This window comes from Chloroflexota bacterium, assembly GCA_016875535.1.
Classification (GTDB): domain Bacteria; phylum Chloroflexota; class Dehalococcoidia; order SHYB01; family SHYB01; genus VGPF01.
The window spans coordinates 1-23,275 of sequence record VGPF01000002.1; the positions used below are offsets into that span (position 1 = coordinate 1).

At 63.3% G+C, this 23,275-nt stretch carries 24 protein-coding genes and 1 pseudogene; 19 read left to right on the forward strand and 6 right to left on the reverse strand.

Annotated elements, in window-relative coordinates; genetic code table 11:
• Nucleotides 1-318: 318 nt before the first annotated feature.
• From FJ039_00855 to FJ039_00865, 3 genes are all read left to right on the forward strand, one after another.
• Nucleotides 319-1,539: a hypothetical protein gene (locus FJ039_00855; GenBank protein ID MBM4404724.1), complete on the forward strand. Its 1,221-nt coding sequence runs from the start codon at nt 319-321 to the stop codon at nt 1,537-1,539.
• Nucleotides 1,540-1,781: 242 nt separating this feature from the next.
• The gene (locus FJ039_00860) at nt 1,782-3,011 is read left to right on the forward strand and encodes a thiolase (GenBank protein MBM4404725.1); all 1,230 of its coding nucleotides are present in this window, start codon (nt 1,782-1,784) and stop codon (nt 3,009-3,011) included.
• Nucleotides 3,012-3,014: 3 nt separating this feature from the next.
• Nucleotides 3,015-3,488: a hypothetical protein gene (locus FJ039_00865; protein MBM4404726.1), complete on the forward strand. Its 474-nt coding sequence runs from the start codon at nt 3,015-3,017 to the stop codon at nt 3,486-3,488.
• Between the two features lie 69 nt (nt 3,489-3,557).
• Here FJ039_00865 and FJ039_00870 read toward each other — a convergent pair.
• The 3 genes and pseudogenes from FJ039_00870 to FJ039_00880 all read right to left on the reverse strand — a co-directional run bounded on the left by FJ039_00870 (nt 3,558) and on the right by FJ039_00880 (nt 7,253).
• A pseudogene (locus FJ039_00870) lies at nt 3,558-4,622 on the reverse strand (class I SAM-dependent methyltransferase).
• Nucleotides 4,623-5,299: 677 nt separating this feature from the next.
• The gene (locus FJ039_00875; protein ID MBM4404727.1) at nt 5,300-6,124 is read right to left on the reverse strand and encodes a tRNA (adenine-N1)-methyltransferase; all 825 of its coding nucleotides are present in this window, start codon (nt 6,122-6,124) and stop codon (nt 5,300-5,302) included.
• Nucleotides 6,125-6,179: 55 nt separating this feature from the next.
• Nucleotides 6,180-7,253, reverse strand: a complete 1,074-nt coding sequence (locus tag FJ039_00880) for an alpha/beta hydrolase (GenBank protein ID MBM4404728.1) — start codon at nt 7,251-7,253, stop codon at nt 6,180-6,182.
• Nucleotides 7,254-7,852: 599 nt separating this feature from the next.
• On the opposite strand from FJ039_00880, the gene FJ039_00885 reads away from it, so the two are divergent.
• Genes FJ039_00885 through FJ039_00895 form a run of 3 tightly spaced genes read left to right on the forward strand, consistent with a single transcriptional unit; the run spans nt 7,853 to nt 10,190 of the window.
• Nucleotides 7,853-9,076, forward strand: a complete 1,224-nt coding sequence (locus FJ039_00885) for a hypothetical protein (GenBank protein MBM4404729.1) — start codon at nt 7,853-7,855, stop codon at nt 9,074-9,076.
• A 34-nt stretch (nt 9,077-9,110) separates the two neighbouring features.
• Nucleotides 9,111-9,308 (forward strand): DUF2235 domain-containing protein, encoded by a 198-nt coding sequence (locus FJ039_00890; GenBank protein MBM4404730.1) that lies wholly within the window; start codon nt 9,111-9,113, stop codon nt 9,306-9,308.
• An 18-nt stretch (nt 9,309-9,326) separates the two neighbouring features.
• On the forward strand, nt 9,327-10,190 hold the full coding sequence (locus tag FJ039_00895; protein ID MBM4404731.1) for a DUF2235 domain-containing protein: 864 nt from the start codon (nt 9,327-9,329) through the stop codon (nt 10,188-10,190).
• Nucleotides 10,191-10,207: 17 nt separating this feature from the next.
• Here FJ039_00895 and FJ039_00900 read toward each other — a convergent pair whose 3' ends face one another.
• On the reverse strand, nt 10,208-11,368 hold the full coding sequence (locus tag FJ039_00900) for a hypothetical protein (GenBank protein MBM4404732.1): 1,161 nt from the start codon (nt 11,366-11,368) through the stop codon (nt 10,208-10,210).
• A gap of 121 nt (nt 11,369-11,489) precedes the next feature.
• On the opposite strand from FJ039_00900, the gene FJ039_00905 reads away from it, so the two are divergent.
• The 9 genes from FJ039_00905 to FJ039_00945 all read left to right on the forward strand — a co-directional run bounded on the left by FJ039_00905 (nt 11,490) and on the right by FJ039_00945 (nt 17,322).
• A complete protein-coding gene (locus FJ039_00905) occupies nt 11,490-12,689 on the forward strand; it encodes an aminotransferase class V-fold PLP-dependent enzyme (protein MBM4404733.1) in 1,200 nt (399 codons plus the stop codon).
• Entirely contained in the window at nt 12,686-13,069 is a 384-nt protein-coding gene (locus FJ039_00910; protein ID MBM4404734.1) for an iron-sulfur cluster assembly scaffold protein, read from the forward strand. Before FJ039_00905 ends, FJ039_00910 begins: the two co-directional genes overlap by 4 nt.
• A 12-nt stretch (nt 13,070-13,081) precedes the next feature.
• Nucleotides 13,082-13,696 carry a hypothetical protein gene (locus tag FJ039_00915; GenBank protein ID MBM4404735.1) on the forward strand — a complete coding sequence of 205 codons (615 nt, stop codon included), beginning with the start codon at nt 13,082-13,084 and terminating at the stop codon, nt 13,694-13,696.
• Between the two features lie 73 nt (nt 13,697-13,769).
• Entirely contained in the window at nt 13,770-14,795 is a 1,026-nt protein-coding gene (gene plsX, locus FJ039_00920; protein ID MBM4404736.1) for a phosphate acyltransferase PlsX, read from the forward strand.
• 37 nt (nt 14,796-14,832) lie between these two features.
• On the forward strand, nt 14,833-15,162 hold the full coding sequence (gene trxA, locus FJ039_00925) for a thioredoxin (protein ID MBM4404737.1): 330 nt from the start codon (nt 14,833-14,835) through the stop codon (nt 15,160-15,162).
• 250 nt (nt 15,163-15,412) lie between these two features.
• Nucleotides 15,413-15,796 carry a hypothetical protein gene (locus tag FJ039_00930; GenBank protein ID MBM4404738.1) on the forward strand — a complete coding sequence of 128 codons (384 nt, stop codon included), beginning with the start codon at nt 15,413-15,415 and terminating at the stop codon, nt 15,794-15,796.
• A 16-nt stretch (nt 15,797-15,812) separates the two neighbouring features.
• Nucleotides 15,813-16,277 carry a redoxin domain-containing protein gene (locus FJ039_00935; protein MBM4404739.1) on the forward strand — a complete coding sequence of 155 codons (465 nt, stop codon included), beginning with the start codon at nt 15,813-15,815 and terminating at the stop codon, nt 16,275-16,277.
• Between the two features lie 5 nt (nt 16,278-16,282).
• Nucleotides 16,283-16,819, forward strand: coding sequence for a 2'-5' RNA ligase family protein (locus tag FJ039_00940; GenBank protein ID MBM4404740.1), 537 nt, complete (start codon nt 16,283-16,285; stop codon nt 16,817-16,819).
• Nucleotides 16,819-17,322 carry a flavodoxin gene (locus FJ039_00945; protein ID MBM4404741.1) on the forward strand — a complete coding sequence of 168 codons (504 nt, stop codon included), beginning with the start codon at nt 16,819-16,821 and terminating at the stop codon, nt 17,320-17,322. Before FJ039_00940 ends, FJ039_00945 begins: the two co-directional genes overlap by 1 nt.
• A 12-nt stretch (nt 17,323-17,334) precedes the next feature.
• Here FJ039_00945 and FJ039_00950 read toward each other — a convergent pair whose 3' ends face one another.
• Complete coding sequence (locus tag FJ039_00950; GenBank protein ID MBM4404742.1) at nt 17,335-17,985, reverse strand: hypothetical protein; 651 nt, start codon at nt 17,983-17,985, stop codon at nt 17,335-17,337.
• Between the two features lie 80 nt (nt 17,986-18,065).
• Between FJ039_00950 and FJ039_00955 the strand changes: the two genes are divergently transcribed.
• Entirely contained in the window at nt 18,066-19,400 is a 1,335-nt protein-coding gene (locus FJ039_00955) for an MFS transporter (protein MBM4404743.1), read from the forward strand.
• Between the two features lie 6 nt (nt 19,401-19,406).
• Here FJ039_00955 and FJ039_00960 read toward each other — a convergent pair whose 3' ends face one another.
• Complete coding sequence (locus tag FJ039_00960) at nt 19,407-19,859, reverse strand: hypothetical protein (protein MBM4404744.1); 453 nt, start codon at nt 19,857-19,859, stop codon at nt 19,407-19,409.
• A gap of 177 nt (nt 19,860-20,036) precedes the next feature.
• Here FJ039_00960 and FJ039_00965 point away from each other — a divergent pair, with 177 nt between their 5' ends.
• The 3 genes from FJ039_00965 (at nt 20,037) to FJ039_00975 (ending at nt 23,272) form a co-directional block, all read left to right on the forward strand.
• Nucleotides 20,037-21,161, forward strand: a complete 1,125-nt coding sequence (locus tag FJ039_00965) for a type III PLP-dependent enzyme (protein ID MBM4404745.1) — start codon at nt 20,037-20,039, stop codon at nt 21,159-21,161.
• A 7-nt stretch (nt 21,162-21,168) separates the two neighbouring features.
• The gene (gene speE, locus FJ039_00970; protein ID MBM4404746.1) at nt 21,169-22,032 is read left to right on the forward strand and encodes a polyamine aminopropyltransferase; all 864 of its coding nucleotides are present in this window, start codon (nt 21,169-21,171) and stop codon (nt 22,030-22,032) included.
• 109 nt (nt 22,033-22,141) lie between these two features.
• Nucleotides 22,142-23,272 (forward strand): site-2 protease family protein, encoded by a 1,131-nt coding sequence (locus tag FJ039_00975; GenBank protein ID MBM4404747.1) that lies wholly within the window; start codon nt 22,142-22,144, stop codon nt 23,270-23,272.
• Nucleotides 23,273-23,275 lie beyond the last annotated feature (3 nt).

The window sequence follows — 23,275 nt, forward strand, 5'->3', positions numbered from 1 at the left end:
CCCACCCAGCAAAACGAAAAGAAAGCGAGAAACAAAAGAAACCCTCCATCTAGAAGCAAGTGAAACAACCACAAACCACAAGGCGTCCCTCCCTTCTCAGGGCGAGGGATAAGAGGGAGAGGTCTCCCACCGCCGTCCCACGGCCATCCCCCGTAGGGGCGGTCCGATTCCATCGGACGAACGCGGCGCGCGCCCCTCCCTCGCCCCGGTGCGCCCCTCTGCAGCCCTGAGAAGCGGCGATGCCCAATCACCGCGCCGGGACGACCCTACTGCATTGTGCTACCCTCTTCTCCCACCCCCTAGCACAGGAGCAGTCCCATGGGCCCCTTCACGGATAAGTGCGCCATCGTCGGCGTCGGCGAGACGGCCCACATGCGCCCCTCCAACCGCACGACGCTTTCGATGGCCGTAGAGGCGATCAAGCGGGCGTGCGACGACGCGGGGCTGAAGCCGAGCGAACTCGACGGGATCACCAGCTACCAGGCCGGGGATTCCGTCTCCGGCGCGAAGGTGGCGCACGCCCTGGGCATGCGGCCCAACTACTACATGGACGTGAACGGCGGCGGCTCCAGCATCGAGGCGCTCATCGCCCACTGCGTCGGCCTCATCGTCGGCGGCTACGCCCGGCGGATCGTCTGCTTCCGCTCCATGAACGGGCGCTCCGGGAGGCGCATGGGGGGCCAGTCGCCGGGCGGCCCGGCGACGGCGATGCCGATCGTGAACGACGACGGCTTCATGCAGATGAACGGCTTCACCACGCCGGCCCAGCAGTTCGGCATGGTCTGCATGCGGTACATGCACGATTACGGCCTCACGAGCGAGCAGCTTGGAGCCATCGCCATCACGCACCGGAGGCACGCGCTCCTGAACCCCAAGTCCATCATGAAGGCGCCCCTAACGATGGAGGACTACCTCTCGTCGCGCTGGGTCTCCAAGCCATTTCGCCTCCTGGACTGCTGTCTGGAGACGGACGTTTCGGCCGCCCTGATTGTCACCAGCGCGGAAGACGCGCAGAACCTGCGGCATCCGCCCGCCTATATCATGGGCGGCGCGGCGAAGCTCCAGACGGAGGAGGCGGCGTGGAACTATGGCCGGGAGTCCATCCACAAGGTCGCCGGCTTTTACGCCCGCAACAGAGCCTTCGGCATGTCCGGCATTGGCCCCAAGGACGTCAGCATCACTTCTTCCTATGACGCCTTCACCTTCACCACGCTCATCCAGCTGGAGGCCTACGGCTTTGTGCCCAGGGGCGAAGCCGGCCCCTACGTCGCCTCCGGCGCCATCGGGATAGACGGCGAGCGGCCGAACAACCTCTCCGGAGGGCACCTCTCAGAGGGGTATACCCATGGCATCTCGATGGTCATCGAGAACGTGCGCCAGCTGCGACACCGGGCGGACGACTTCTGCCCCCGGTGGCGGGAAGGCGTCCACACCTATGACCGGGCGAAGGGTTGCCGCCAGGCGAAGCGGGCGGAGATCGCCGCCTGCCTGGGCTGGGGGAGTCCCACCACCGCCAGCACGTGCATCCTGCGGCGGTGATAGGAACAAGGAACTCAGGAACTTAGGAACCGAGGAGCATAGGGGGCCGGATACGGACCGACCAGCGCGAACACTTCCCGCCCTAGTTCCTGACTTCCCGTTTCCGACTCTCTGCTCCACCCTACGCAATGCATCCTTGAAAGCGCCCTCTTGCTTTGGTACAGTCACAGGGTTTTGCGCCGGAGCCACACCGCACTCGAGGCTTGTCCAGGGTAGCGGCGGCTCGCGAAGGAGCTCCGTACATGGGTGAATTTACCGATAAAGTCTGTATCGTCGGCTGCGGCGAGACGGCCCACATGCGCCCCTCCAACCGCACGACGCTTTCGATGGGCATCGAGGCCGTGAAGAAGGCCTGCGACGATGCCGGGATGGACCCCCGGGAAGTGGACGGCATCACGAGCTACAACGTGATGGACTCCACCTCCGGCATGGCCATCGCGGAAGCGCTGGGCATGCGCCTGAACTACCAGGTGGACATCATGGGGGGCGGCTCCAGCTCGGAGGCCCTGATCGCCCACGCCGTCGGCCTCATCGTCGGGGGCTATTGCAACAATATGATCATCTTCCGCTCCATGAACGGGCGCTCGGGCCGCCGCATGGGCGGGCAATCGCCCAGCGGCCCTGCCGCGGCGATGCCGGTGAGCGGCCCGACGCTCAACCAGCTCTACGGCTTCACCACGCCGGCGCAGTACTTCGGCATGACGTGCATGCGCTATATGAAGGACTACGGCCTGAAGAACGAGGCGCTGGGAGCGGTAGCCATCGCGCACCGCAAGCACGCCCTCCTGAACCCCAAGTCCATCATGCGGCCCCAGGGGCCCATCAAGATGGAAGACTACCTGGCCTCCCGCTGGGTGGCAAAGCCTTTCCGGCTCCTGGACTGCTGTCTGGAGACGGACGTGGCGGCGGCCATCCTGCTCACCAAGCGGGAGCGCGCCTTCGACCTGCGGCACCCGCCGGTCTATATCAGAGGCGGGACGGCGCGCGTCATGACGGATAACCCGATGTGGAATTACAGCCGCGACGTCATCCATGAAGTGGCGGGCTTCTACGGCCGCAACCGCATGTTCGGCATGTCCGGCGTCACGCCCAAGGACGTGAGCATGACCTCGTCCTATGACGCCTTCACCTTCACGACGCTCATCCAGCTGGAGGCCTACGGCTTCGTCCCCCGCGGCGAGGCGGGCCCCTACATCCTGGACGGGAACCTGGAGATAGACCACCCGGGCGGACGGCCGAACAATCTCTCCGGCGGGCACCTCTCAGAGGGCTACACCCACGGCATCTCCATGGTGATTGAGAACGTGCGCCAGCTGCGCCATCGCGCCGACGACTTCTGCCCGCGCTCCCAGGAGGGCATCCACACCTACGATCGTTCCAAGGGCTGCCGCCAGGTCAAGAACGCCGAAGTGGCCGCCTGTTTAGGCTGGGGCATGGAAACCATGTCCAGCACCTGCATCCTACGGAGGTAAGCCATGCCAGGACCTGTTGACTACGCCAAGATCGCGATCTTTCCGGACCAGGACACCACTGAGTGGTATGAGGCCTTCAAGCGGAAAGAGTTCCTGATCCGCGAGTGCAAGGACTGCAGCCACCGCTTCTACCCGCCGCTGCCCGCCTGCAAGAAGTGCGCCTCCATGAACGTGGGCTGGCACAAGATCCAGGGCAAGGGCACTATCTATAGCTACATCGTGGTGACGCAGCCGATCCTGGCGCACCTGGTGCCCACGGTCCCCTACGTCATCGCCATCGTGGAGCTGCCGGACGGCCAGAACAAGGACGGCTCCAAGACGCGCATCCCGGCCCTGATGCTGGACGATGAGAAGGACTGCGGCATCGGCGCGCCGGTGGAGCTTGCCTGGGACGACCATCCCAAGCAGGAGTACAAGATCCCGCGCTGGCGCGTCACGGATAAGCACGCCAAGGGCGTCTGGCACTTCCCCAGCTAACGCCATCCACGTTAGACACAAAAGGGGCGGCCTGCGCAGGCCGCCCCTTTTTATTCGTGCGGCGGCGCGCTACTTCTTGGCGATGAAGAAGGCGTGCATCGGGTCGCCTTCGATGTGCTTCACGACGATGTTCTTGAAGCCTGCCTTGGTCAGGTATGCCTGGGCCTTCTGCTCGCCCCACACCGTGCCGAGTCCCTCACCCTTGTAGGCCAGGGAGACGGTCATGCAGTGGAGGGTGGAGACGGCGTAAAGCGTCGGGCCAAGGGGATGCTGGACATTCTCCTCGAGATTGCTTGAGCCGGCGATGTCCATCATCAGGAAATCGCCGCCCGGTTTGAGGGCGGCGCGGATCTTCTTCAACACCGTCATCGGCTTTGCCTGATCATGAATCGTGTCGAGGGCCGTGATGAAGTCGAACTCCCCGCGCAGGTCGCCGATGTCCTTCACTTCGAAGCGGGCGTTCTTCAGCCGCCACTTCTTCGCCTCCGCCTTGGCCGCCGCGATGCCCTCCTTGGAGAAGTCGTAGCCCACAAAGGTGCTCTTGGGGAAGGCCTTGGCCATGACGTTGACGGCGTGGCCCTGGCCGCAGCCGACATCGGCGACGGCGATGCCTTGCTTGAGCCTCTCCGTCAGGCCCGGGACCATGGGCAGGACGACAGGGATAAGGGCGCTATCGTAGAGCATGGCGCTCTCTTCGCCTTGGACCGCTTGGAAGCGCGGGTACTCGGACTAGGGGACGCCGCCGCCGTTCTTGAAGGCCTTGATAACCTTCTGTTCCACATCGCCAAGCACTGAAAGGTAGGTCGCAAAAAAGGCTAAGTTATTCTGGCCTGCAGCGCGGGTCAGGAAGGCGGCGTGCTCCGGCGCAAGGCGGTAGGTTTGCCCCTTGGGCTCGTAGTGCACGATGCCGCCGGTGACCATCGCGCCGAGCCATTCGCGCACATAGCGCTCGTTGAGCTTGGCCGCCTTGGCGATCTGCTTGCTCGTGGATGGCGGCAGCTTAGCCATCGCGTCGTACAGTCCCGTCTGGTGGCCGATGCTGACCATGAGCCCCAGCATCGAATCATTCAGCAGGCCGAGCATCTTGCCTGCAAAGGCCTCGGACTTTGCCTGATCCATCGTCCGTGTCGTCATATCTTCCCCCTTGCCAAGCCGTTAGGCGAGCGAAATCGGCGGCGATTGTAGCACCGCCGCCTGAGGGGAGACAAGGCAAGCGGAAGGCCAAGAGCCGGTGTGCCGGGCCATCCAGCCGTTGAGCGGCCCTCAGCGCGCGACGGGCGTTGGAGCGTCTCTACCAAAGGCCCATTGCCGAATGGGCGCCGCCTCCCGAATAATCGTGGCGGTTGCGGCAGTGTCACACAATGTGTTCCATTCACGAGGCGGCGGATGTATATCGAGGACCTTGAGTGGGACGAAAGAAATGTGGAGCACATCGGCAGGCATCACATTACGACGATGGACGTCGAGAACGTTTGCTACGGCAAGCTCCTGGCCAGGAATATCGCCCATAGGCGGTATACGGTCAGCGGACAGGCAGCAGCGGCGTGTATATCAATGTAATCATAGAGCGATTGCATGGTTCGTTCCTCCGACCCATCACCGGATATGAGACGAAGCCTCAGCAGAAGAGCAGCTTCCGAAAGAGAGGCTAACAGACCACCTATGCCAAGAAGAAAAGAGGATCCCGTCCCGGAATTCGATACGCCAGAGGAAGAAAAGGCCTATTGGGAAGATGTGCTCGCCAAGAGCAACGTGAAGGACAGGAAGAAGCTGGTCAAGACGCTGGACAGCCTGCTGAAGCCGCCGCGCTCCTAATAGCCGCCTAGGACGCGGCGCGTCATGGGGCGCGAGCTCTCGCGCGGCTCGCAGCGGGTGGCGCGCGTCAGGAAGCCGGTGTGGGCCACCATGCGATGCCCGGGGCGCGCGCTCGTCTCGGCGAAGTGCCAGGGCCGCTGCATCACCTCGAAGCTGTCCAGCAGCTCGAAGCGCCTGTCCTTGGTGATCTCTTGGTGGAGCTGGTAGACCTGCAAGACCGTGGGCAGATAGACGACCCAGACGCCGCCCGTGCGCAGGGAGTTGGCAACAGGCTCGATGGCGCGCCACGGCTCCGGCACGTCCAAGACGACCCTGTCCACCTCTTGCTCTTGGATCCCTTCGTAGATATCGCCGATGTGGAGCGTGTGGTTCGGCGTCTCCCCCATGAAGGACCTGACGTGCTTCATCGCCTGATTCGCCATGTCCTCGCGCACTTCATAGGAGATGACCCGGCCTCCGGCGCCCACGGCGCGAAGGAGCGCCATGGTGAGCGCCCCGGAGCCGATGCCCGCCTCCACCACGGTCGCGCCGGGGTAGATATCGCCATACATCAAGATCGGGCCGATGTCCTTGGGATAGATGATGGTGGAGGCCCGCTTCATGTTCATCAGGTAGTCTTCCAGCGTCATGCGCAGCACCAGGAAGTCGTGGCCCGTATGGGTGGTGATGCGCGAGCCTTCCGCCTTCCCGATGATATCGTCGTGCTTGATCATGCCCAGGTGGGCGTGGAACTCCCGTCCGTGGACAAGATGGGCCGTGTAGGGACGGCCCTTGGGGTCGTAGAGGACAACGTGGTCGCCGGGGGAGAGGGGTTTAGGCATGGCACAAGAATTGTATCTGAAAGAGAGCGGATGCGGGGCGCGTTCCAGCCACCGGCTAGGCGCGGCTCACGAACTCCCGCACCGCCTTGAAGTATAGGTCGCGGCCGACCCATAAGAGGTCGTTGTGGCCGGCGCCGGGGATGACGCAGAGCGTCTTATCCTTGGAGCCGACGGCGTCATAGAGGTGGATCGCACTCTCCACCGGCACCAGTTCGTCAATCTCGCCGTGGATGATGAGCACGGGCAGCGTAACGGCCCGTACCTTTTCTTCATGCAGCTTCTGAAGCTCCTTGGCGCGCGGCAGCTCCTTCGTCCCCTCAAAGCGCTGGATCATGCGCATCGTCACGCCGGCGCCGCTGCTTTCGTGAATCATCCCGGCAAGATCGCCGGCAAAGTGGTAGGCCACCTCCAGCGCCGAATGGCCGCCGAGGGAACGTCCCTTCACGTAGAGCTTCCCCGTGAAGCCTTCCTTCTTGAGCAGGTCGCGCACGTAGGGAAAGCCGGCGCGGGCATCGGCGATCATATTGGAGAAGAGGGGGCTGCCGCCGCTCTTGCCGTAGCCGCGAAAGTCCACGGCGAAAAGGTTGGCGCCCGCCTTGGTATAGTCGGGCGCCACATCGTCATAGTCGCAGGCCACTTCACCGTTGCCGTGGAAGAAGAGGATGGTGGGCGACTGTTTGTCCCGGATGTAGAGGCGGGCCGAAAGGCTGACGCCCGCCGCCACAGGCACCATGTGGTCTTGCGCGTCCGGCGGCGCGGGCGACCAGACGCGGCGCGGGAAGAACATCCGCGCCATGAGGTCGGGGCTATCGAAGAGCGTGTATTCGATGATGCGCGGCACCGGGCGTGGGCTAGATCGCCTCGCGCGGGGCGGGGAACTGGAGAATGAGGGCTTCCATGCCGGAGGCGCCTGCGGTGAGGTGCAGCGGCGGGTCGCCGGGCGTGAGGGAGATGCACGACCAGAGCGGCATCTGCTTCTCGCCATGCTGAGCATCCCCGGAGACGATGAGGGCGATCTGGCCGCCGCCCTTTGGCGAAGGGGCGCTGACCTGCATCTTGGGCCCCGCGCGGATGACCCAGGCCGCCAGACCATCGTTGTGCGGGGCAAAGGGCTGCTCAACCGCCACATCGTTGCGATAGAGCGTTTCGGGGGCTTTCACCTCGGTCTCAAAGATGACCTCACGCCCGGAGCGCCCCTTGATCTCGTGCCGCGATTCAGGCATGTTGTAGATGCTGGTCCCGTCCGTCCGCGCCCGGAGCGTAAAGAATGAGATGCCCTTGGGCCCGGCCAGGATAGGGCCATAGGGCGTGTAGGCGTCCGTGTAGTGGACGGAGATGGGGTGCAGGCCGTGATTGCCCATGTGGCCCCCGCCTGCCACCACTACCTGAAACTGGTCCACGGCATGGAAGTGGGGCTGTATCTTGCCGCTGGGCGTGACCAGGGCGACGAGGAAGGCGCAAGCCCCTTCCCTGACCTCCTTGGGGCCGTTGCGGTAATCGGCGTTGATGTAGTAGCGGTTGACGAAGGTTCCGTTAGGGCCTTCATACCGCTTTTCGATGGCCTCTGTGCTCGCCACTGCTTGAACCATGTGCTCCTCCATCCACTGCCTGATCGCGCTACGTCAGGTAGGGCCCAATGATACGTCCTCCTTGCGCACCTGTCACTCTCCGCCCTCTGAATCTGGAGGGGGCAGACCGAATCGTCGCTCTCCTTGATTCAAGAGGCGCATGACCATATCCTTAGTTGGTTCACCGTCTGCATGGAGGCACGCCGTGGATTTCAAGTTCGGCCCCGAGCACGATACTCTCCGCCAGGAAGTGCGCGACTTCGTCAAGAAAGAGCTGCCCCAGCCCTGGGACGGATTCATGGGCGAAGTGGACGGGCCGGAAGAGCTGGCCCTGGATAAGAAGATCCGCAAGCGCCTGGGCCAGAAGGGGTGGCTCACCTTCGCCTGGCCCAAGGAGTACGGCGGCGGCGGCGCGGACCACATCATGCAGATGGTCCTGAACGAGGAACTCTCCTACCACCGCGTCCCAGGCAAGGACGGCTCCGGCAACGCCTTCATCGGCCCGTGCATCATCGTCCATGGGTCAGAGGCCCAGAAGAAGCAGCACGTCCCCCCCATCGCCCAGGGTGAGGTGGTCTGGTGCCAGGGCTTCAGCGAGCCCAACGCCGGCTCTGACCTTGCCTCCCTCCAGACCAGCGCGGTCAAGGACGGCGACGACTACATCATCAACGGGACCAAGATATGGACCACCTTCGCCCATTACGGCGATTGGATGCACATCCTCTGCCGCACGGACCCCAACGCAGAGAAGCACAAAGGGATCACCTACTTCCTGCTGGACATGAAGACCCCGGGCATCACCATCAAGCCCCTCTTGAACGTGGCCGATGGGCACATCTTTAACCAGTGCTTCTTCGATAATGTGCGCGTCCCCGCCAGCAACATCCTGGGCCAGCTCAACCGGGGCTGGTACGCCGCCGCAACCGCCCTCGACTTCGAGCGCTCGTCGGTGGCCTCTTCCGCCCAGTCGCGCCGCCTTCTCGATGATTCGATCACCTACCTGAAGAGCGAAAAGAAGAATCCCCACGCGCCCATCAACAAGGCCGTTTCCAGATACAAGCTGGCCGACCTGCTGGTGCAATCAGAGGCGGGCAAGGTCCTGAACTACCGCGTGGGCTGGATGCAGCGCAGCGGCAAGGCCCCTAACGCCGAGGCCTCAGTAGCCAAGGTCTTCTCCACGGAGTTCAACCAGCGCCTAGCCCGTACCCTGATGGAAATGATCGGCCTCAAGGGTCTGCACTACCATAAGGACAAGAAGCGTTCGCCGGTCTTGGGGCGCATCGAGCACCACTACCTGCACTCCATCGCCTCCACCGTCGGCTCCGGCACCTCCGAGATCCAGCGCAACGTCATCGCGTGGAGAGGCTTGGGCCTGCCCAGGTAGCCTTCGTTACAGAGCGATCCATTAGGGGGCGAGCGTGGCTCGTCCCCTTTTTCTTTTCCAGGGCTTGACGGCGCATCCCTACAATAGAGGCATGAAGAGACGGCTCATCGTCTGCGCGGACGGCACGTGGAACTCCATCGGCCAGCGCTATCCCACGAACGTGGTGAAGTTCGCGCGGGCCATCGCGCCCACAGCGCCAGATGGCGTCAGCCAGGTCGTCTTCTACGATTAGGGTGTCGGCACCGGCAATATCCTGGATAGGCTCACCGGCGGGGCATTCGGCAACGGCCTGGAGCAGAATATCTCGGACTGCTACCACTTCCTGCTGCACAACTACGCCGAGGGCGATGAGATTTTCCTTTTCGGCTTCAGCCGGGGGGCCTACACGGTGCGGAGCCTGGCGGGGCTCGTCCGCAAGTGCGGCATCCTGCGCAAGGCCCACGCCAATCGCTTTCGCGATGCGCACGCCCTCTACCGCCGGAGCGACATCCACCCGGACGATGAAGCGGCGAAGAAGTTCCGCGAAGACCACTCCCGTATCGTGGAAATCACGTGCCTCGGCGTCTGGGATACGGTGGGCGCGCTGGGCATCCCCGTTTCAGGGCTACGACGCCTTACCAAGGGGAAGCACCAATTCCACGATGTTGAACTGAGCCGCTTTGTGCGCAACGGTTTTCACGCCATCTCCATAGATGAGCGCCGCAAGGCCTTCGCGCCATCCATCTGGGCGAACAAGGTGAAGGCAGGCCAGCGGGTGGAGCAGGTTTGGTTCGCCGGGGCGCATACGGATATCGGCGGCGGGAATCGAAGCTCCGGCCTCTCCGACATCGCCCTCGATTGGATGGCGGGCAAAGCCGCCTTCTGCGGCCTCGCCTTCGATGTTGCCTATCTAAAGGATATATGCCATCCGGATGGCAACGGCCCGTTGCATCTGCGCATCCCGTGGTTCTACCGCTTCCTTGGCAGCTTCAAGCGCCGATTAGGCAGGGGCGGCTTGAACGAATCGGTGCATCCGGAGGCCATCGCTCGATATCGGAGCCCAACGATGGCCTATCACCCGGAAAATCTAACGGCCTACCTGAGCGAACAGGGCGATAACGGGCCGGCGGCGTAGAACACCGGCCGGAGAGGCTATCGGGGCAGGCCCAGGCCGCGTGTGGCCAGAATGTTGCGATTGACCTCGGAGCTGCCCGCCGCGATGGTGGCAGGGATACTCACCATCGCCTGATAGGGCAGGATGCCCGCCACCGGGGCGCGGCGATCGCCATTCAGCAAGTGGCTGTACAGCCCCACGATGTCCATGGCGACGCGGGTCATGCGCTGCTCCAGCTCCGTGGCGAAGATCTTGGCCATGGAGGCCTCTTTGTTCGGCTGCTGCCTCTGGTCCTGCATCCATGCCACGCGATAGGAGAGGTTGCGGCTGACGGCGATCTGCACGCGCATATCGGCGAGCTTGTGGAGCGCCCCTGCGCCGCGGCGGACGCCAGGCACGCCCTTCAACTGGCGCAGCGCATCCAGGATATCGTCAAAGAGGCGGCGGCAGCGGGCGACGTCCCTGATGCCGGAGCGCTCGTTGTCCAGAGTCGTCGTCGCCACGTACCAGCCCATATTCTTCTCGCCGATCATGTTGATCTTCGGCACCCGCACATTTTCAAAGAAGACCTGGTTGAAGTGGTGCTCGTCGGTCATATCCACCAGGGGCACGATAGTGATGCCGGGTTGGTTCATTTCGGCGACGAAGTAGGAGATGCCCTTATGCTTCGGCGCGTTCGGGTCTGTGCGCACCAGGATGTGGATGTAATCGGCCTTGTGGGCCATGGAGGTCCAAATCTTGGAGCCGTTGATGACAAAATCGTCGCCGTCCTCAACGGCTCGCGTCTGCAGGCTCGCCAGGTCGGAGCCGGAGTTCGGCTCTGAGAATCCCTGGCACCAGACGATCTCCTGGGAGGCTGTGGCGGCGATGAACTTCTTTTTGAGGTATTCTGAACCGTGCTTGATCATCGCCGGGCCAAGCTGATAGGCCTGGGAATCAAGCGGCGCATGGTGGTAGATCATCTCCTCATGGAAGATGCACTGCATCATGGGGGAGGCGCCCAGCCCGCCGTATTCCTTCGGCCAGCCGATGCCGATCCACTTCTTGGCGCCGAGCTTCTTGCGAAAGCCCATGGCCGCCTGGAAGTGCTGGCGATAGGCCTCTTCGCCGGCGATGATGCGCGGGTCGAGCTCTTTACGGATGTAGTCGCGCACCTCGGCGCGCCAGGCATCCTGTTCGGGAGTCAAGTTAAAGTCCATGAAACAGCCTCTAGAAAAGCGACCGTGAAAGTCTAACACAGAGGCGTCTCACTCCTGGAGGCGCTCTGTGTTATGTCCAGTCGGCGAGGCGGCGGATGGTATACTTCTCTCGAGCGCTTCCATGGCAAATCAACCCGGATCCTTCATCTACATGGACCACGCCGCAACCACGGCCGTCCACCCAGAAGTCCTTGAGGCGATGCTGCCCTACTTCTCGGAGGAGTTCTACAACCCTTCGAGCATGTACGCGCCAGCTCAACGCTGCCGACAGGCCGTGGACGCCGCCCGCAAGACCATCGCCGATCTGCTGGGCGCACTCCCTCCTGAAATCATCTTCACCAGCGGCGGCACCGAGTCCGACAATGCCGCGATCAGGGGCATCGCCACGGCCCTGCGGCCCCAGGGCAACCACATCATCACCTCAACGGCAGAGCATCACGCCGTCCTCCATACCTGCCACGCCATGGAGAAGCTAGGCTTTGCAGTGACCTATCTGCCCGTTGACCGCTACGGCATGGTGAAGGCGGGCGATGCGGAAAAGGCGATCAAGCGCGAGACGGTCCTCATCAGCCTCATGCTGGCGAACAACGAAGTGGGCACGATCAATCCCGTTGCCGAGATCGCCGCTATCGCGAAGGCAAAGGCCAAGAGCCTCAAGACGCACATCGCCGTCCATACGGACGCCGTCCAGTGCCCCGGCCACCTGGACATCACGGTGGATCGGCTCGGCGTAGACGCCCTGAGTCTCTCCTCGCACAAGTTCAACGGCCCCAAGGGCGCGGGCATCCTGTACCTCCGGAAGGCCACGCCCTTTGAGCCATATCAGGCCGGCGGCAGCCACGAGCGCAACCGCCGCGCCGGAACGGAAAATGTGCCGGGCATCGTCGGCACAGCGGCGGCCTTGAAGATCGCGATCGAGGAGCGCTCGTCAAACGTCGAACAGACCAAGGCCCTTCGCGATCGGCTCATCGGCGGCATCCAGAAGCGCATCCCGGGGGCGCACCTGAACGGCCACCCGGTGGAGCGGCTACCCAGCAACGTCAACTTCTCCTTTGAGCGCACCGATTCCCAGTGGACGCTGATGGCCTTGGACGAGGCGGGCATCGGCGCGTCCACAGGCAGCGCCTGCAGGACGGCATCGCTGGAGCCGTCCCACGTCCTCGTCGCCTGCGGCATCCCGGCGAACCTGGCCATCGGCACCCTGCGGCTCACCCTCGGCCCGGAGAACACGGCGGCGGAAGTGGACAAAGTCCTTGCGATCCTGCCCGGCATCATCCAGCGCGTCCGCGATACCGCGCCGCCGGCGGAGGCGAAGGCGTGACGCGCGAAACAAAGGGGAAAGAGGCGGCACTGGAGCACTACGCCCATCCGCGCAACCAGGGCGAGATGCCTTCGCCCGACGCCTCCGCCTCCATCTACAACCCCGCCTGCGGCGATACACTGCGCCTGATGCTGAAAGTCAGCAACGGCGTTATCACGGAGGCCAGGTGGAAGGCCCAGGCCTGCGGGGCATCCCTGGCGGCGGCGAGCCTTGCCACGGAGACGATCAGGGGCATGACGCTTGCCCAGGCGGAGGCGGTGACCCGCGAGCAGATCGCCGATGCCTTTGGGGGACTGCTTCCCGCCAAGTTCCACTCGGCCACACTTGCGGTAGACGCCGTGCGGGCCGCGATCCAGGACTACACGGCCAAGCGCCGGTAAAAGCCCCCGCCTGTGGCGACCCTCTCCGCACCCCGAACGCCCAGAGCGCCCATAGAGCGGCGCATCTTTCACCTTCTGGCCGCTTCGCTCTTTCCAACGCTCTCCTTCTTTGTCCCCAAAACGCCGCTGATGCTCACGGCCGCCGCTACCGCCATCGCCTTCGTCGGCATGGAGTGGCTGCGCCTTCGCTGGCCGCCGCTGAACAACCTGCTGACGCGCCACTTTAAGCGCATCATGAAACAAAAGGAGAACCGGACGGCCTTCGCCAGCACCTCGCTCATGGTCGCGACGGCCGTCTCCATGGTCACGATGCCGCGCGCCGCCTACACCGCAGGCCTCTTCTTCACCGCCGTCGCCGATCCGTTCGCCGCCTTCTACGGCGAGCGATGGGGCAAGCGGCGCTGGTTCGATAAGACGATCGAAGGCTCGATGGTCTTCCTCATCGCGGCCCTCCTCATCGGCGCGATCATCTGGGCAGGCGGCTTGGAGGTCTCCTACTGGGTCATCATCATCGGCGCCATCGTGGCCATGCTGGCGGAGGCGGTCCCCATCCTCGGCCTGGACGATAACTTCAAGGTGCCGCTCGCCTCGGGCGCGGTGATGATGGTCGCGGCGAATCTCATCTGACTTCGCCTGCCCATATCGCCTTGTCAGTCCAGAATTCAACCGCTACTATTGTCGAAACGCACCGCACGGATAGATGCCCATGCCCAGCGAAGTGATCGCCCTGGACGTTATGGGCGGCGATAAAGCTCCCGATGAGATCGGCAAGGGGGCCATCGCCGCCTCGCTCGACCTCGGCGCGCATATCGCCCTCGTCGGCCCCAAGGAAGTCCTGGCCTTCCAGATGGAGCGCGCCCGCGAGGCTGGGGCCGCCACCATCACGCCCGTGGAGGCGAGCCAGGTGGTGGAGATGGCCGAATCGCCAACGGAGGCCTGGCGCAAGAAACCGGACTCCTCGATCGCCGTGGGCCTGCGCCTGCACAAAGAGGGGAAGGCCGCCGCCTTCATCTCCGCGGGCAACACCGGCGCCATCGGCACGGCCGCCCTCTTCACCCTCGGCACCATGCCCGGCATCGAACGCCCCGCCATTGCCACCATCTTCTCCACCACGGACGGCAAGGCCGCCATCTTCCTCGATATCGGCGCCAATGCCGATTGCCGTCCCTCCTTCCTGCTCCAGTTCGCTCAGATGGGCAGCGACTTCATGACCAAGCTCTTCCAGGTGGAGCGGCCGCGGGTCGGCCTCCTGAGCAACGGAGAAGAGGAGTCCAAGGGAAGCAAGCTCGTCAAAGAGAGCCATGCCCTGCTCAAGGCCAGCAATCTGAACTTCATCGGCAACGTGGAGGGTTTTGACGTGCTGAACGGCAAGGCCGATGTCGTCGTGACGGACGGCTTCACCGGAAACGTGGTGCTGAAGCTGGCGGAGGCACTGACGGAGTCCATCTTCCTCTCCCTCAAGGACGCCCTCATCAACAGCCCATTGGCACGGGCCTCCAAGTTCCTCTGGGGTCCGCCGATCAAGTCTGTCGTGAAGCAGTGGGACTATAGTAATATCGGCGGCGCGCCGCTCTTGGGCGTGAACGGCAACGTTATCATGGCCCACGGGAGGAGCGACGCCGACGACGTGAAGCACGCCATCGAGTTCTCCCTGCGCATGATCCGGGAGGGGTGGCTCCAGCCATCCGGGATGAATCCCAAGACACAGGTCTCGCATCAAAGCTAATGCACAGCTGAAAACCACAGGCAGAGAAGAGGTTGCCATGGCAAAGCCCGTTGAAGTGTCCGACCAGAACTTTGAAGCGCAGGTCCTGAAGGCCGCGACGCCCGTCGTCGTTGACTTCTGGGCCGTCTGGTGCGGCCCGTGCCGCATGATCGCCCCCGTGGTGGAAGAGCTGGCCACGGAGTATGACGGCAAGGTCTCCTTTGTAAAGCTCAACGTGGATGAGAATCCCGAGACCTCGATGAAGTACAGCGTGCGGGCCATCCCCACGCTCCTCATCTTCAAGGGCGGCAAGCCCGTGGACCAGATCGTGGGCGCGGTGCCCAAGCGGGAGATCAAGCGCAGGGTAGACGCCCTGATGACCGCCTAGCCGCCAGGCGCTGTGGGAGAGGATGGGTCCCGGTGGGCTTCGCGGTCTTCAAAACCGTTGGTCCTTCCGTTCCCGGAAGGACGGTGGGTTCGACTCCCTCCCTTTCCCGCCACAGCGCCAAGGGGTAGGCGACCCTGCAAGACGCGGCATGTTCTAGGCGTCCCGACCTGGTCGGGACGCCTAGGTTTTTTGCCCAGCAAGGCGGCATGAATCTGGTATAATTCGTGGCCGTTGCACCGAGTAGGAGACTATGAACGTCTTTTTCGATGTCGACTACACCCTCATTGCGGAAGACGGCAGCCTCCGCCCTTTCGTCCGGGAGACCTTCGAGAAGATCAAGCAGGACGGCCACAAGATCTACATCTGGTCGGGCGTCGGCATCCGCTGGGAGGTCGTCCGCCGCCATGATCTGAAGTCGTTCATCGAGACCTGCTACCTCAAGCCGCTCTCCGATTATCGCGAAACCCTCATCGAGCTGGGCGTGGACGTTGTCCCCGATTTCTGCATAGACGATCACTCCGGCGTCATCCTGGCCTTTGGCGGCGTTGTGGTGAAGCCCTACTACACCAAGAACCCGGCCGATGAAGAGATGAACCGGGTCTACGACGAGCTGAAGAAGTTCAAGAAGCCCTGAACGGCGCGAGGCCCCGATGAGTCCAGAACTCCAAGCGGGCCGGCAAGCGCCTGACTTCACCGCTGCAAGCGCCTCAGGCGACCTCCGCCTCGCCGACCTCCTGAAAAAGGGCAAGCTTCTCCTGGCCTTCTACACGGAAGATGCCACGCCCCTCTGCTCTTCGGAGGTCGCGTCGTTCAAAGAGGAGTTCGCGACCTTCCAAGAGCTTGGCGCGCAGGTTGTGGCCATCAGCTCTGACGGCCTGGATTCGCACAAGGCCTTCGCCCAGAAGCTCGGCGGCCTGCCCTTTCCCCTAGCCAGCGACCCATCGCTGGGCATCGCCTCCCAGTACGGCGTCGCGGATCCCGCCACAGAGCGCGCCCGCAGGGCCGTCTTTGTCATTGACCAAAACGGCGTCGTCCTCCACGCCAACAGCTTCTACAATCCCGGTAACCCGGGCCACTTCGCGGAAATCTTTAAAGCCTTAGGCCTGGAGATGTGACGGCTATGAGGGGCCACGGCGAGACTGCGCTGATAGTGAAGGTGCCCGAATCTGAACCTTTGGTTGAGCCGTTCCGCAAGAAATTCGATCCATCTGCCGCAGTCGGAGTCCCCGCGCATATCACTATCCTGTACCCCTTTAAGCCACTCTCTGAACTGACAAAGGATGACTTTGCGAATCTGGCATCGCTGTTTGCGCATATGCAGGCTTTCCCCTTCTCGCTCACTACAATAAGCCGCTTCCCAGGCGTCCTCTATCTCGCACCCGATCCGGAAAGATACTTCAAGGATATGACGATGGCCGTTACCGCGGCATACCCTGATTACCCGCCATATAAGGGCGCTTTCCCAATCGTGATTCCTCATCTCACTGTCGCGGATACGGACCGAGAAGCCCTACCATCGATTGAGAAGGATTTCGCACGAGCTTGTGAGAGGGGTCTGCCGGTAGCCTCTAAGGCTGAGTCCGTTTGGCTGCTGGCGGACGACAGCGGATTTTGGCACGATGCACGGCCATTCGCTCTAGGAAAGGGCAGACGCTAATGCCCCTCGTCCTCATCGTCTTCGATAGTCGGGGCGGCCTCATCGAGAAGCTCGCCGGTGGGATCGCCAAGGGCGTCTCTTCCGTCCCCGGCGTCACCGCGCGCCTTTCGCGGATAGAGGAGACGACGAAGGCCGACCTGGAAAAGGCGGACGCCATCGTCCTCGGCTCGCCCAACTGGACGGGCATCACCGGCAAGATGAAGTCCTGGATGGACGGCCTGGGCGACCTCTGGTCGGAAGGGCAGATCAAGGACAAGCTGGGCGCGGCCTTTACGGCCGGCTCTTCCAAATCGGCGGGCATCGAGCCTACCTTGCTCATGCTCATCCACTGGATGATCGCCGGGGGCATGATCATCGTGGGGCTCCCCTGGAACGAAGGGATGCGCACCACCGGCTCCTACTACGGCGCAACGGCGGCAGGCACGGTGCAGGAGGCCGATCTGGAACAGGCGCGCGCCCTGGGCAAGCGGGTGGCGGAGCTTACGCTCGCCAAGCGCCGGTAGCGGCGAAGGCGCTCAGCGCGGCTTCGCCATCCTGAAGTACTCCTGCACGCGCTCGCGCAGGTGTCCCCAATGGTCGTCCGCCTTGTGCAGCTCCTCGGGCGTCAGCTCGGCGTAGACCTTGCTGAACTCCGGCATGCGCCAGAGAGAGAAGGCCCAGAAGCCGGGCTTCACCTTCGCCGGGTCGGCCTCGGTGACGATATAGCCCTTGGCGCTGTGAGCCTCCCAGGTCATCAGCACATCGCCCTGGTCGGCCAGCGCCACCGATTCCACCCAAAAGGCCACCCGCTTTTCACCCTGCAGGTGCGCCATCATCTCCAAGAGCTTCTTCGCCCGCACGGCATCCGTGGCCTCCTGCCCGGCGAAGCGCGCGGTCCGCAGGGAATCCCAGCTATCGCCCAGCGCAGGTATCACCAGTCCGCCGTCGGTCGCCACCGCCAGCCCCTCGAATGCGTCCGACCAGAGGACCGCCTTCGCCTCGGCATTCTCCAGGTGCGTGTAGCCGTCTTCCGTGTGGATCGGCGCGTTCGAGATCTCCATCGGCGTGTGGAACTCCAGGCCAAGCCCGTCGAGCATCCAGCGCAGCTTCTCCATCTTCGCTGGATTCGTCGTCGCCAGCAGTATGCCGGAGCGCTTCTTGGCGGGCGTCATGACGGTGTCAAGCATGAATTCCCTTTCATCTATAGTACCAGAGCTTTCGCCCGTCGTGCCTCCGGCCCTTCACCTTGCCCCCAGCTCCCGCTCTCATGTATCCTCGCGGCGCACCGCACAAAGGCCCTGCCTTGACCACCAAGCCTCCACCACCGGCCCGCCCCTTCCCCTTCCTGCCTAAGCGCATCTTCTTCGGCTGGTACATCGTCTTTGCCACCCTCATCGTCAGCACCGGCGTCTCCGGGTTCTTCAACTTCGGCCTCTCGGCCTTCATCATCCCGCTGGAAGAGTCCCTCAACACCAACCGCGAGGTGATCTCCACCGCTATCGGCATCGCGCCCATCGAAAGCGCCATCATCGGCCCCTTCCTCGGCTTCTTCGTGGACAGGCTGGGCGCGAGGCGGATCATGTTCGTCGGCGTGCTTCTCATGTCGGGGGGGTTTGTCCTCCTGGGCCGGGCCCACTCCATCGGCGAGTTCACGGCTTACTACATCATCCTCGCCATCGGTAACGGGATGATCGTCGCGCCTTCCATCGCCACCATCGGCAACTGGTTCATCAAGCGCAGGGGTCTTGCCTACGCCATCGGCCCCATGGGCTTCGGCTTCGGCGGAGCCGTGACGCCCCTGGCGGCGCTTCTCATCCGGGAATTCGGCTGGCGCGATGCGACGTGGATCTGCGGACTCATAGTCTTCTGCATCACCATGCCGCTGGTTCCCGCCTTCCGCTACCGGCCGGAGCCGTACGGCCTCTACCCGGACGGCGATACCAAGCCCCAGAGTTACGACCCGGAAGGGAAGCTCACGGCGGCCACGGAGATCAACTTCACCGTCAAAGAGGCGCTTGTGACCAAGGCCTTCTGGCTGGTCAATCTGAACTTCGCCACGCGCACCGTCGTCGTCGGCGCGCTGGCCACCCAGTTCGTCCCGGCCATGGTGAGCAAGGGCTTCTCCGCCACCACCGGCGCCACGATCATCGCCCTGCTCGGCGTCTTCATGATCCCCGGCCGCTTCGGCATCGGCTACCTGGCGGACAAGTACGATAAGCGCTACGTCACCGCGGGCGTCTCCATGGTCATGGCGCTGGCGATGGTGGGCTTCTTCTTCGCCGAAAGCTACTGGCTCATCCTGCTGGTCTTCGCCGTCTACGCCTCCGCCAACGGCGGCGGCGGCAGCGCCGCCTTCGCTGTGCGCGCCGAGTATTTCGGACGCGCCTCCATCGCCACGCTCACCGGCATCGGAAGCGTCCTGCAATCGGCAGGCGTCTTCATCGGTAACCGCCTGGCCGGGACGTTCTATGTCCACACGGACAGCTACGGCCCCACTTTCATCATGTTCGCATGCGTCTCCGCGGTCGGCGCGGTCTTCATCCTCCTGGCGAAGCGCCCCATCCCCAAGCGCCTGCAAGGGCAGCTGCGCGGGCGCGTCTAGCGGCGGCTACCGCCCCTCCGCCTCCGCCTTCAGCGTGTGCAGCCACCGGACAAAGAGCTCGCGAACCCGCGCCTGCGGCATCACGAGCCACATCAGGCCCAGGCCGGGGCCGCTGAATATCTCCATCGTCGTCGCCAGGGTGCCCTCGCCGTCAGCCTCGAACATGAACGTGTGCTTGCCGAAGATGCCGCCGCTGCTGCCGACCCACGTGACGGCCGTCGGCCGCCTCACCTCGATCACCTCCGCACATATCCGGAGCGACTTCCACCACGGCTTCACCGTGAAGGCAACCTCGGCGCCGAGCGTCCACGGCTCGCCCTTGCGATGCTTCGGCGAGCGCGCGACATCGTTCCACCGGGGCCAGCCTTCGAGATCCGTGAAGACGCGCCACACGCGCTCCGGGGGCGCGGCGATGCGCAGCGACTCGCGGATGACGATGGTTCGCTCGATGATCGTCATGCGCTTCGCCGCCGCTCACGACCGCTCGTTGCGGAAAACTGTTTCATAAATTCGTCGTGAAAACTATTGTGATTATGAAAACTCGATGGTATTGTAGTAGAAAATTCATCCGCGATTCCGCAGCCCACCACCCGGTGACGGGCGGGCCCATCTGGAAAGTCTGGAGGGGTTGCCCCGTTGCTCACACATGCAGCGCCGTCAATAGAAAATCTCAAGCACCTCTTCGCGAGCGTGCCTGAGACTCCCGCTCTCCTCATTGATCGCAACGTTCTCCGCGAAGATTTCCTCGCATTCAAGCGCAGCTTCACCGGCTCCCGCATCTGCTACGCCATCAAGGCGAACTCCCACCCGGACGTTTTGAGCGAGCTGCACGCCCTGGGCTGCGACTTCGAAATCTCCAGCCTGGGCGAGCTTCGCATCCTGCAAGGCATCGGCGTACCCGGCCACCGCATCATCACCAGCAATCCCATCAAGTCGCCGCTCTTCATCAAGGAAGCTTACGCCGCAGGCATCCGCCACTTCGTCTACGATTCCAAAGCCGAGATTGACAAGCTCGCCGAACTCGCTCCGAACTCCAGCCCTTGCGTCCGCCTCACGGTGCCGAACGAAGGCAGCGAATGGCCACTGGACAAGAAGTTCGGCGTGGGGCCGGAGCTGGCGCTCCAGCTTCTCCTGCTCGCCAAGGCCAAGGGCCTCAAGACGGCGGGCGTCACCTTCCACATCGGCTCCCAGAACCGCCAGCTGAAGGGCTGGCCCATCGCCCTCCAAGTGGTCCGCGATCTCTGGGACAAGGCGAAGAAGAAGGGCATCCGCCTCACCACGCTGAACGTTGGCGGCGGCATGCCCGTCTACTACACGAACCCCGAATTCCCCAGCGTGCAGGAGATCGCGAAGACGGTCTACGCCGCGCGCGACGCCCTCTTCCCCGCGGGCACGGAGACCTTCCTGGAGCCCGGCCGCGCCATGATCGCCCGCGCCGGCACCATCGTGACCACCGTGGTCGGCGTCGCCGATCGCGACGGCACGCGCTGGGTCTACATAGACACAGGCATCTTCCAGGGCCTGGCTGAAGCCCTGGGCGGCATCAAGTACCGCTACCTGAGCGAAGCGCCCGGCCCCGTGGAACAGTGCACCCTCGCGGGCCCCTCCTGCGATAGCATGGACACCATCGCCAGAGACGTCATGTTGCCCCAGGTGAAAGTCGGCGACCGCATCGCCATCCCCGCATGCGGCGCCTACACCACCTGCTACGGCACGGACTTCAACGGCTTTCCCAGCCCCCGCACCATCATCGTAGGATAGAGCACCGATGCCAAAGTTCTGGTTCGCCGAGTCTGATCCCTTTGCGCCCATCAACTACCGCTACAAGGTGAACAAGCGTCTCTTCTCCAAGAAGAGCCCCTACCAGCACGTCAAAGTCTTCGAGCATGATTTCTTCGGGCGCATCATGACCATTGACGATGTGGTCCAGCTCGCGGACCGCGACGAGTTTTTCTACCACGAGATGCTGGCCCACGTGCCGCTCCACATGCACCCGGCGCCGAAAAAGGTCCTCATCATCGGCGGCGGCGATGGCGGCACCCTCCGCGAAGCCCTCAAGCATCCCACCGTGGAGAAGGCCGTCCTTATTGATATAGACGCCCTCGTCATCGAAACGTCCAAGCGCTTCTTCCCCCAGGTGGCCGTGGCCTTCAAATCGCCCAGGGCCACCGTCCTTAACATGGACGGCGCGAAGTATATGCGCGAGACCGGCGAGCGCTTCGATGCCGTTCTAGTGGACTCTACTGACCCCGTGGGCCCGGCGAAGACCCTGAGCACTCAGGACTTCTTCAAGACCGCGGCGAACGTCCTCACGCCCAACGGCCTCTTTGCCATGCAGACGGAGTCCTTGCACTACCACATCGTCTTCATCAACCAAGTGCAGGGCTATCTCGGCAAGGTCTTTCCGTCCGTCGGACTCTACGCCGCGCCCCTGGCCACCTATGCAGGCAACTATTGGACCTTCTCCATCGCCTCCAAGGCCAAGGTGCAGAGCTGGGACCCCGTCCGCCCCGCCATCAAGGGCACGCGCATCTACGATGAAGAGTTCCACCGCAAGGCCATCGTCCCCCAAAAGGCGCGCGATTGCTTCACGGCCATCGGCTCCGGCCCCTACAAGCGCGCCGCGCGGTAGCAGGATCCTTCCGACTTCCTCATCAACGGGCTCATGGAAGGCCCTGCGCCCATCCGCCAGTAACACCGCTTCTATATAATGATGCCTCGCAGCAGCGAGGAGGCCGTCCGTGTTCGGCAGTTCCATAAAGATCGGGCGCATCTTCGGCATACCCATCGGCGTCCACTACACCTGGTTCATCGTCTTCATCCTTATCACCGGCATCCTGGGGAGCAACTACTTTCCCAGCGAATTCCCAAGATGGAGCGGGTTCCAAACTTGGGGCGTCGCCATCCTCACCAGCCTGCTCTTCTTCGCCTCCGTCCTGGCCCACGAGCTCGGCCACAGCCTCGTTGCCAAGAGGTACGATATCGGCGTCAAGAGCATCACCCTCTTCGTCTTCGGCGGCGTCGCCCAGATAGCCAAGGACCCGCCGCGGCCGAAGGTGGAGGCCCTCATCGCCCTCGCTGGGCCGCTGGTGAGCCTGACCATCGGCGGCATCTTCCTCGGCATCTATTTCGCCGCCAGCGATCGCAACGACTCCATCGCCGGGCTCGCCTACTATCTGGGCAGCATCAATATCATGGTCGCCACATTCAACATGATCCCCGGCTTTCCCTTGGACGGCGGCCGCGTCTTCCGCGCCATCGTCTGGGCCGTGAAGGGCAACTTCGTCAGCGCCACCCGCTTCGCCACCACGGTCGGGCGGGGCGTCGGCTATCTCTTCATCTTCATCGGCGTCATCCGCGCCTTCTGGTACAACGATCTCTCCAGCGGCCTCTGGATCGCCTTCATCGGCTGGTTCCTGGAGAACGCCGCCTCCCAGAGCTACGCCCAAGTCGCCATCCGCCAGGCCCTGGAAGGCATCTACGTGCGCGAAGTGATGTCCAGGGACACCTCCTTCATCTTCAAGCGCATAGACCTGCAGACGTTGATAGATAGCTACATCAACTTCTCCGGCAAGCGCTTCTTCCTCGTCGGCGAAGCGGAGAAGTGGGAGGGCGTCCTGAGCCTCCAGGACATCCGCAAGGTGTCGCGCGAAAAGCGCCGGGAGACCCGCGTGGCAGACGTGATGGTTCCCGTGGGGAAGGTTGCCACTGTCAAGCAATCAGACGAATTGCTCAAAGCAATAGAAATCATGGATAACGCCGACGTGAATCAGGTCCCTGTGCTGGATGGCGAGCGCGTCGTCGGCGTTCTGAGCCGGGAGAATATCGTGCGTCTCCTGAGGAGCCGGGCCGAGCTCAAAGCGGGCGCATAACCC

Bases quoted from the DNA above. Each gene is read 5' to 3' on its own strand.
- FJ039_00855 (MBM4404724.1), top strand. From the start codon at position 319: ATGGGCCCCTTCACGGATAAGTGCGCCATCGTCGGCGTCGGCGAGACG.
- plsX (MBM4404736.1), top strand. From the start codon at position 13,770: ATGCCCATGCCCAGCGAAGTGATCGCCCTGGACGTTATGGGCGGCGAT.
- FJ039_00880 (MBM4404728.1), bottom strand. From the start codon at position 7,253: ATGTGGCGGTTGAGCAGCCCTTTGCCCCGCACAACGATGGTCTGGCGG.
- speE (MBM4404746.1), top strand. From the start codon at position 21,169: ATGCCAAAGTTCTGGTTCGCCGAGTCTGATCCCTTTGCGCCCATCAAC.
- FJ039_00930 (MBM4404738.1), top strand. From the start codon at position 15,413: ATGAACGTCTTTTTCGATGTCGACTACACCCTCATTGCGGAAGACGGC.
- FJ039_00900 (MBM4404732.1), bottom strand. From the start codon at position 11,368: ATGGACTTTAACTTGACTCCCGAACAGGATGCCTGGCGCGCCGAGGTG.
- FJ039_00905 (MBM4404733.1), top strand. From the start codon at position 11,490: ATGGCAAATCAACCCGGATCCTTCATCTACATGGACCACGCCGCAACC.
- FJ039_00955 (MBM4404743.1), top strand. From the start codon at position 18,066: ATGTATCCTCGCGGCGCACCGCACAAAGGCCCTGCCTTGACCACCAAG.
- FJ039_00860 (MBM4404725.1), top strand. From the start codon at position 1,782: ATGGGTGAATTTACCGATAAAGTCTGTATCGTCGGCTGCGGCGAGACG.
- FJ039_00935 (MBM4404739.1), top strand. From the start codon at position 15,813: ATGAGTCCAGAACTCCAAGCGGGCCGGCAAGCGCCTGACTTCACCGCT.
- FJ039_00960 (MBM4404744.1), bottom strand. From the start codon at position 19,859: ATGACGATCATCGAGCGAACCATCGTCATCCGCGAGTCGCTGCGCATC.
- FJ039_00945 (MBM4404741.1), top strand. From the start codon at position 16,819: ATGCCCCTCGTCCTCATCGTCTTCGATAGTCGGGGCGGCCTCATCGAG.
- trxA (MBM4404737.1), top strand. From the start codon at position 14,833: ATGGCAAAGCCCGTTGAAGTGTCCGACCAGAACTTTGAAGCGCAGGTC.
- FJ039_00950 (MBM4404742.1), bottom strand. From the start codon at position 17,985: ATGCTTGACACCGTCATGACGCCCGCCAAGAAGCGCTCCGGCATACTG.
- FJ039_00875 (MBM4404727.1), bottom strand. From the start codon at position 6,124: ATGCCTAAACCCCTCTCCCCCGGCGACCACGTTGTCCTCTACGACCCC.
- FJ039_00885 (MBM4404729.1), top strand. From the start codon at position 7,853: ATGACCATATCCTTAGTTGGTTCACCGTCTGCATGGAGGCACGCCGTG.
- FJ039_00940 (MBM4404740.1), top strand. From the start codon at position 16,283: ATGAGGGGCCACGGCGAGACTGCGCTGATAGTGAAGGTGCCCGAATCT.
- FJ039_00865 (MBM4404726.1), top strand. From the start codon at position 3,015: ATGCCAGGACCTGTTGACTACGCCAAGATCGCGATCTTTCCGGACCAG.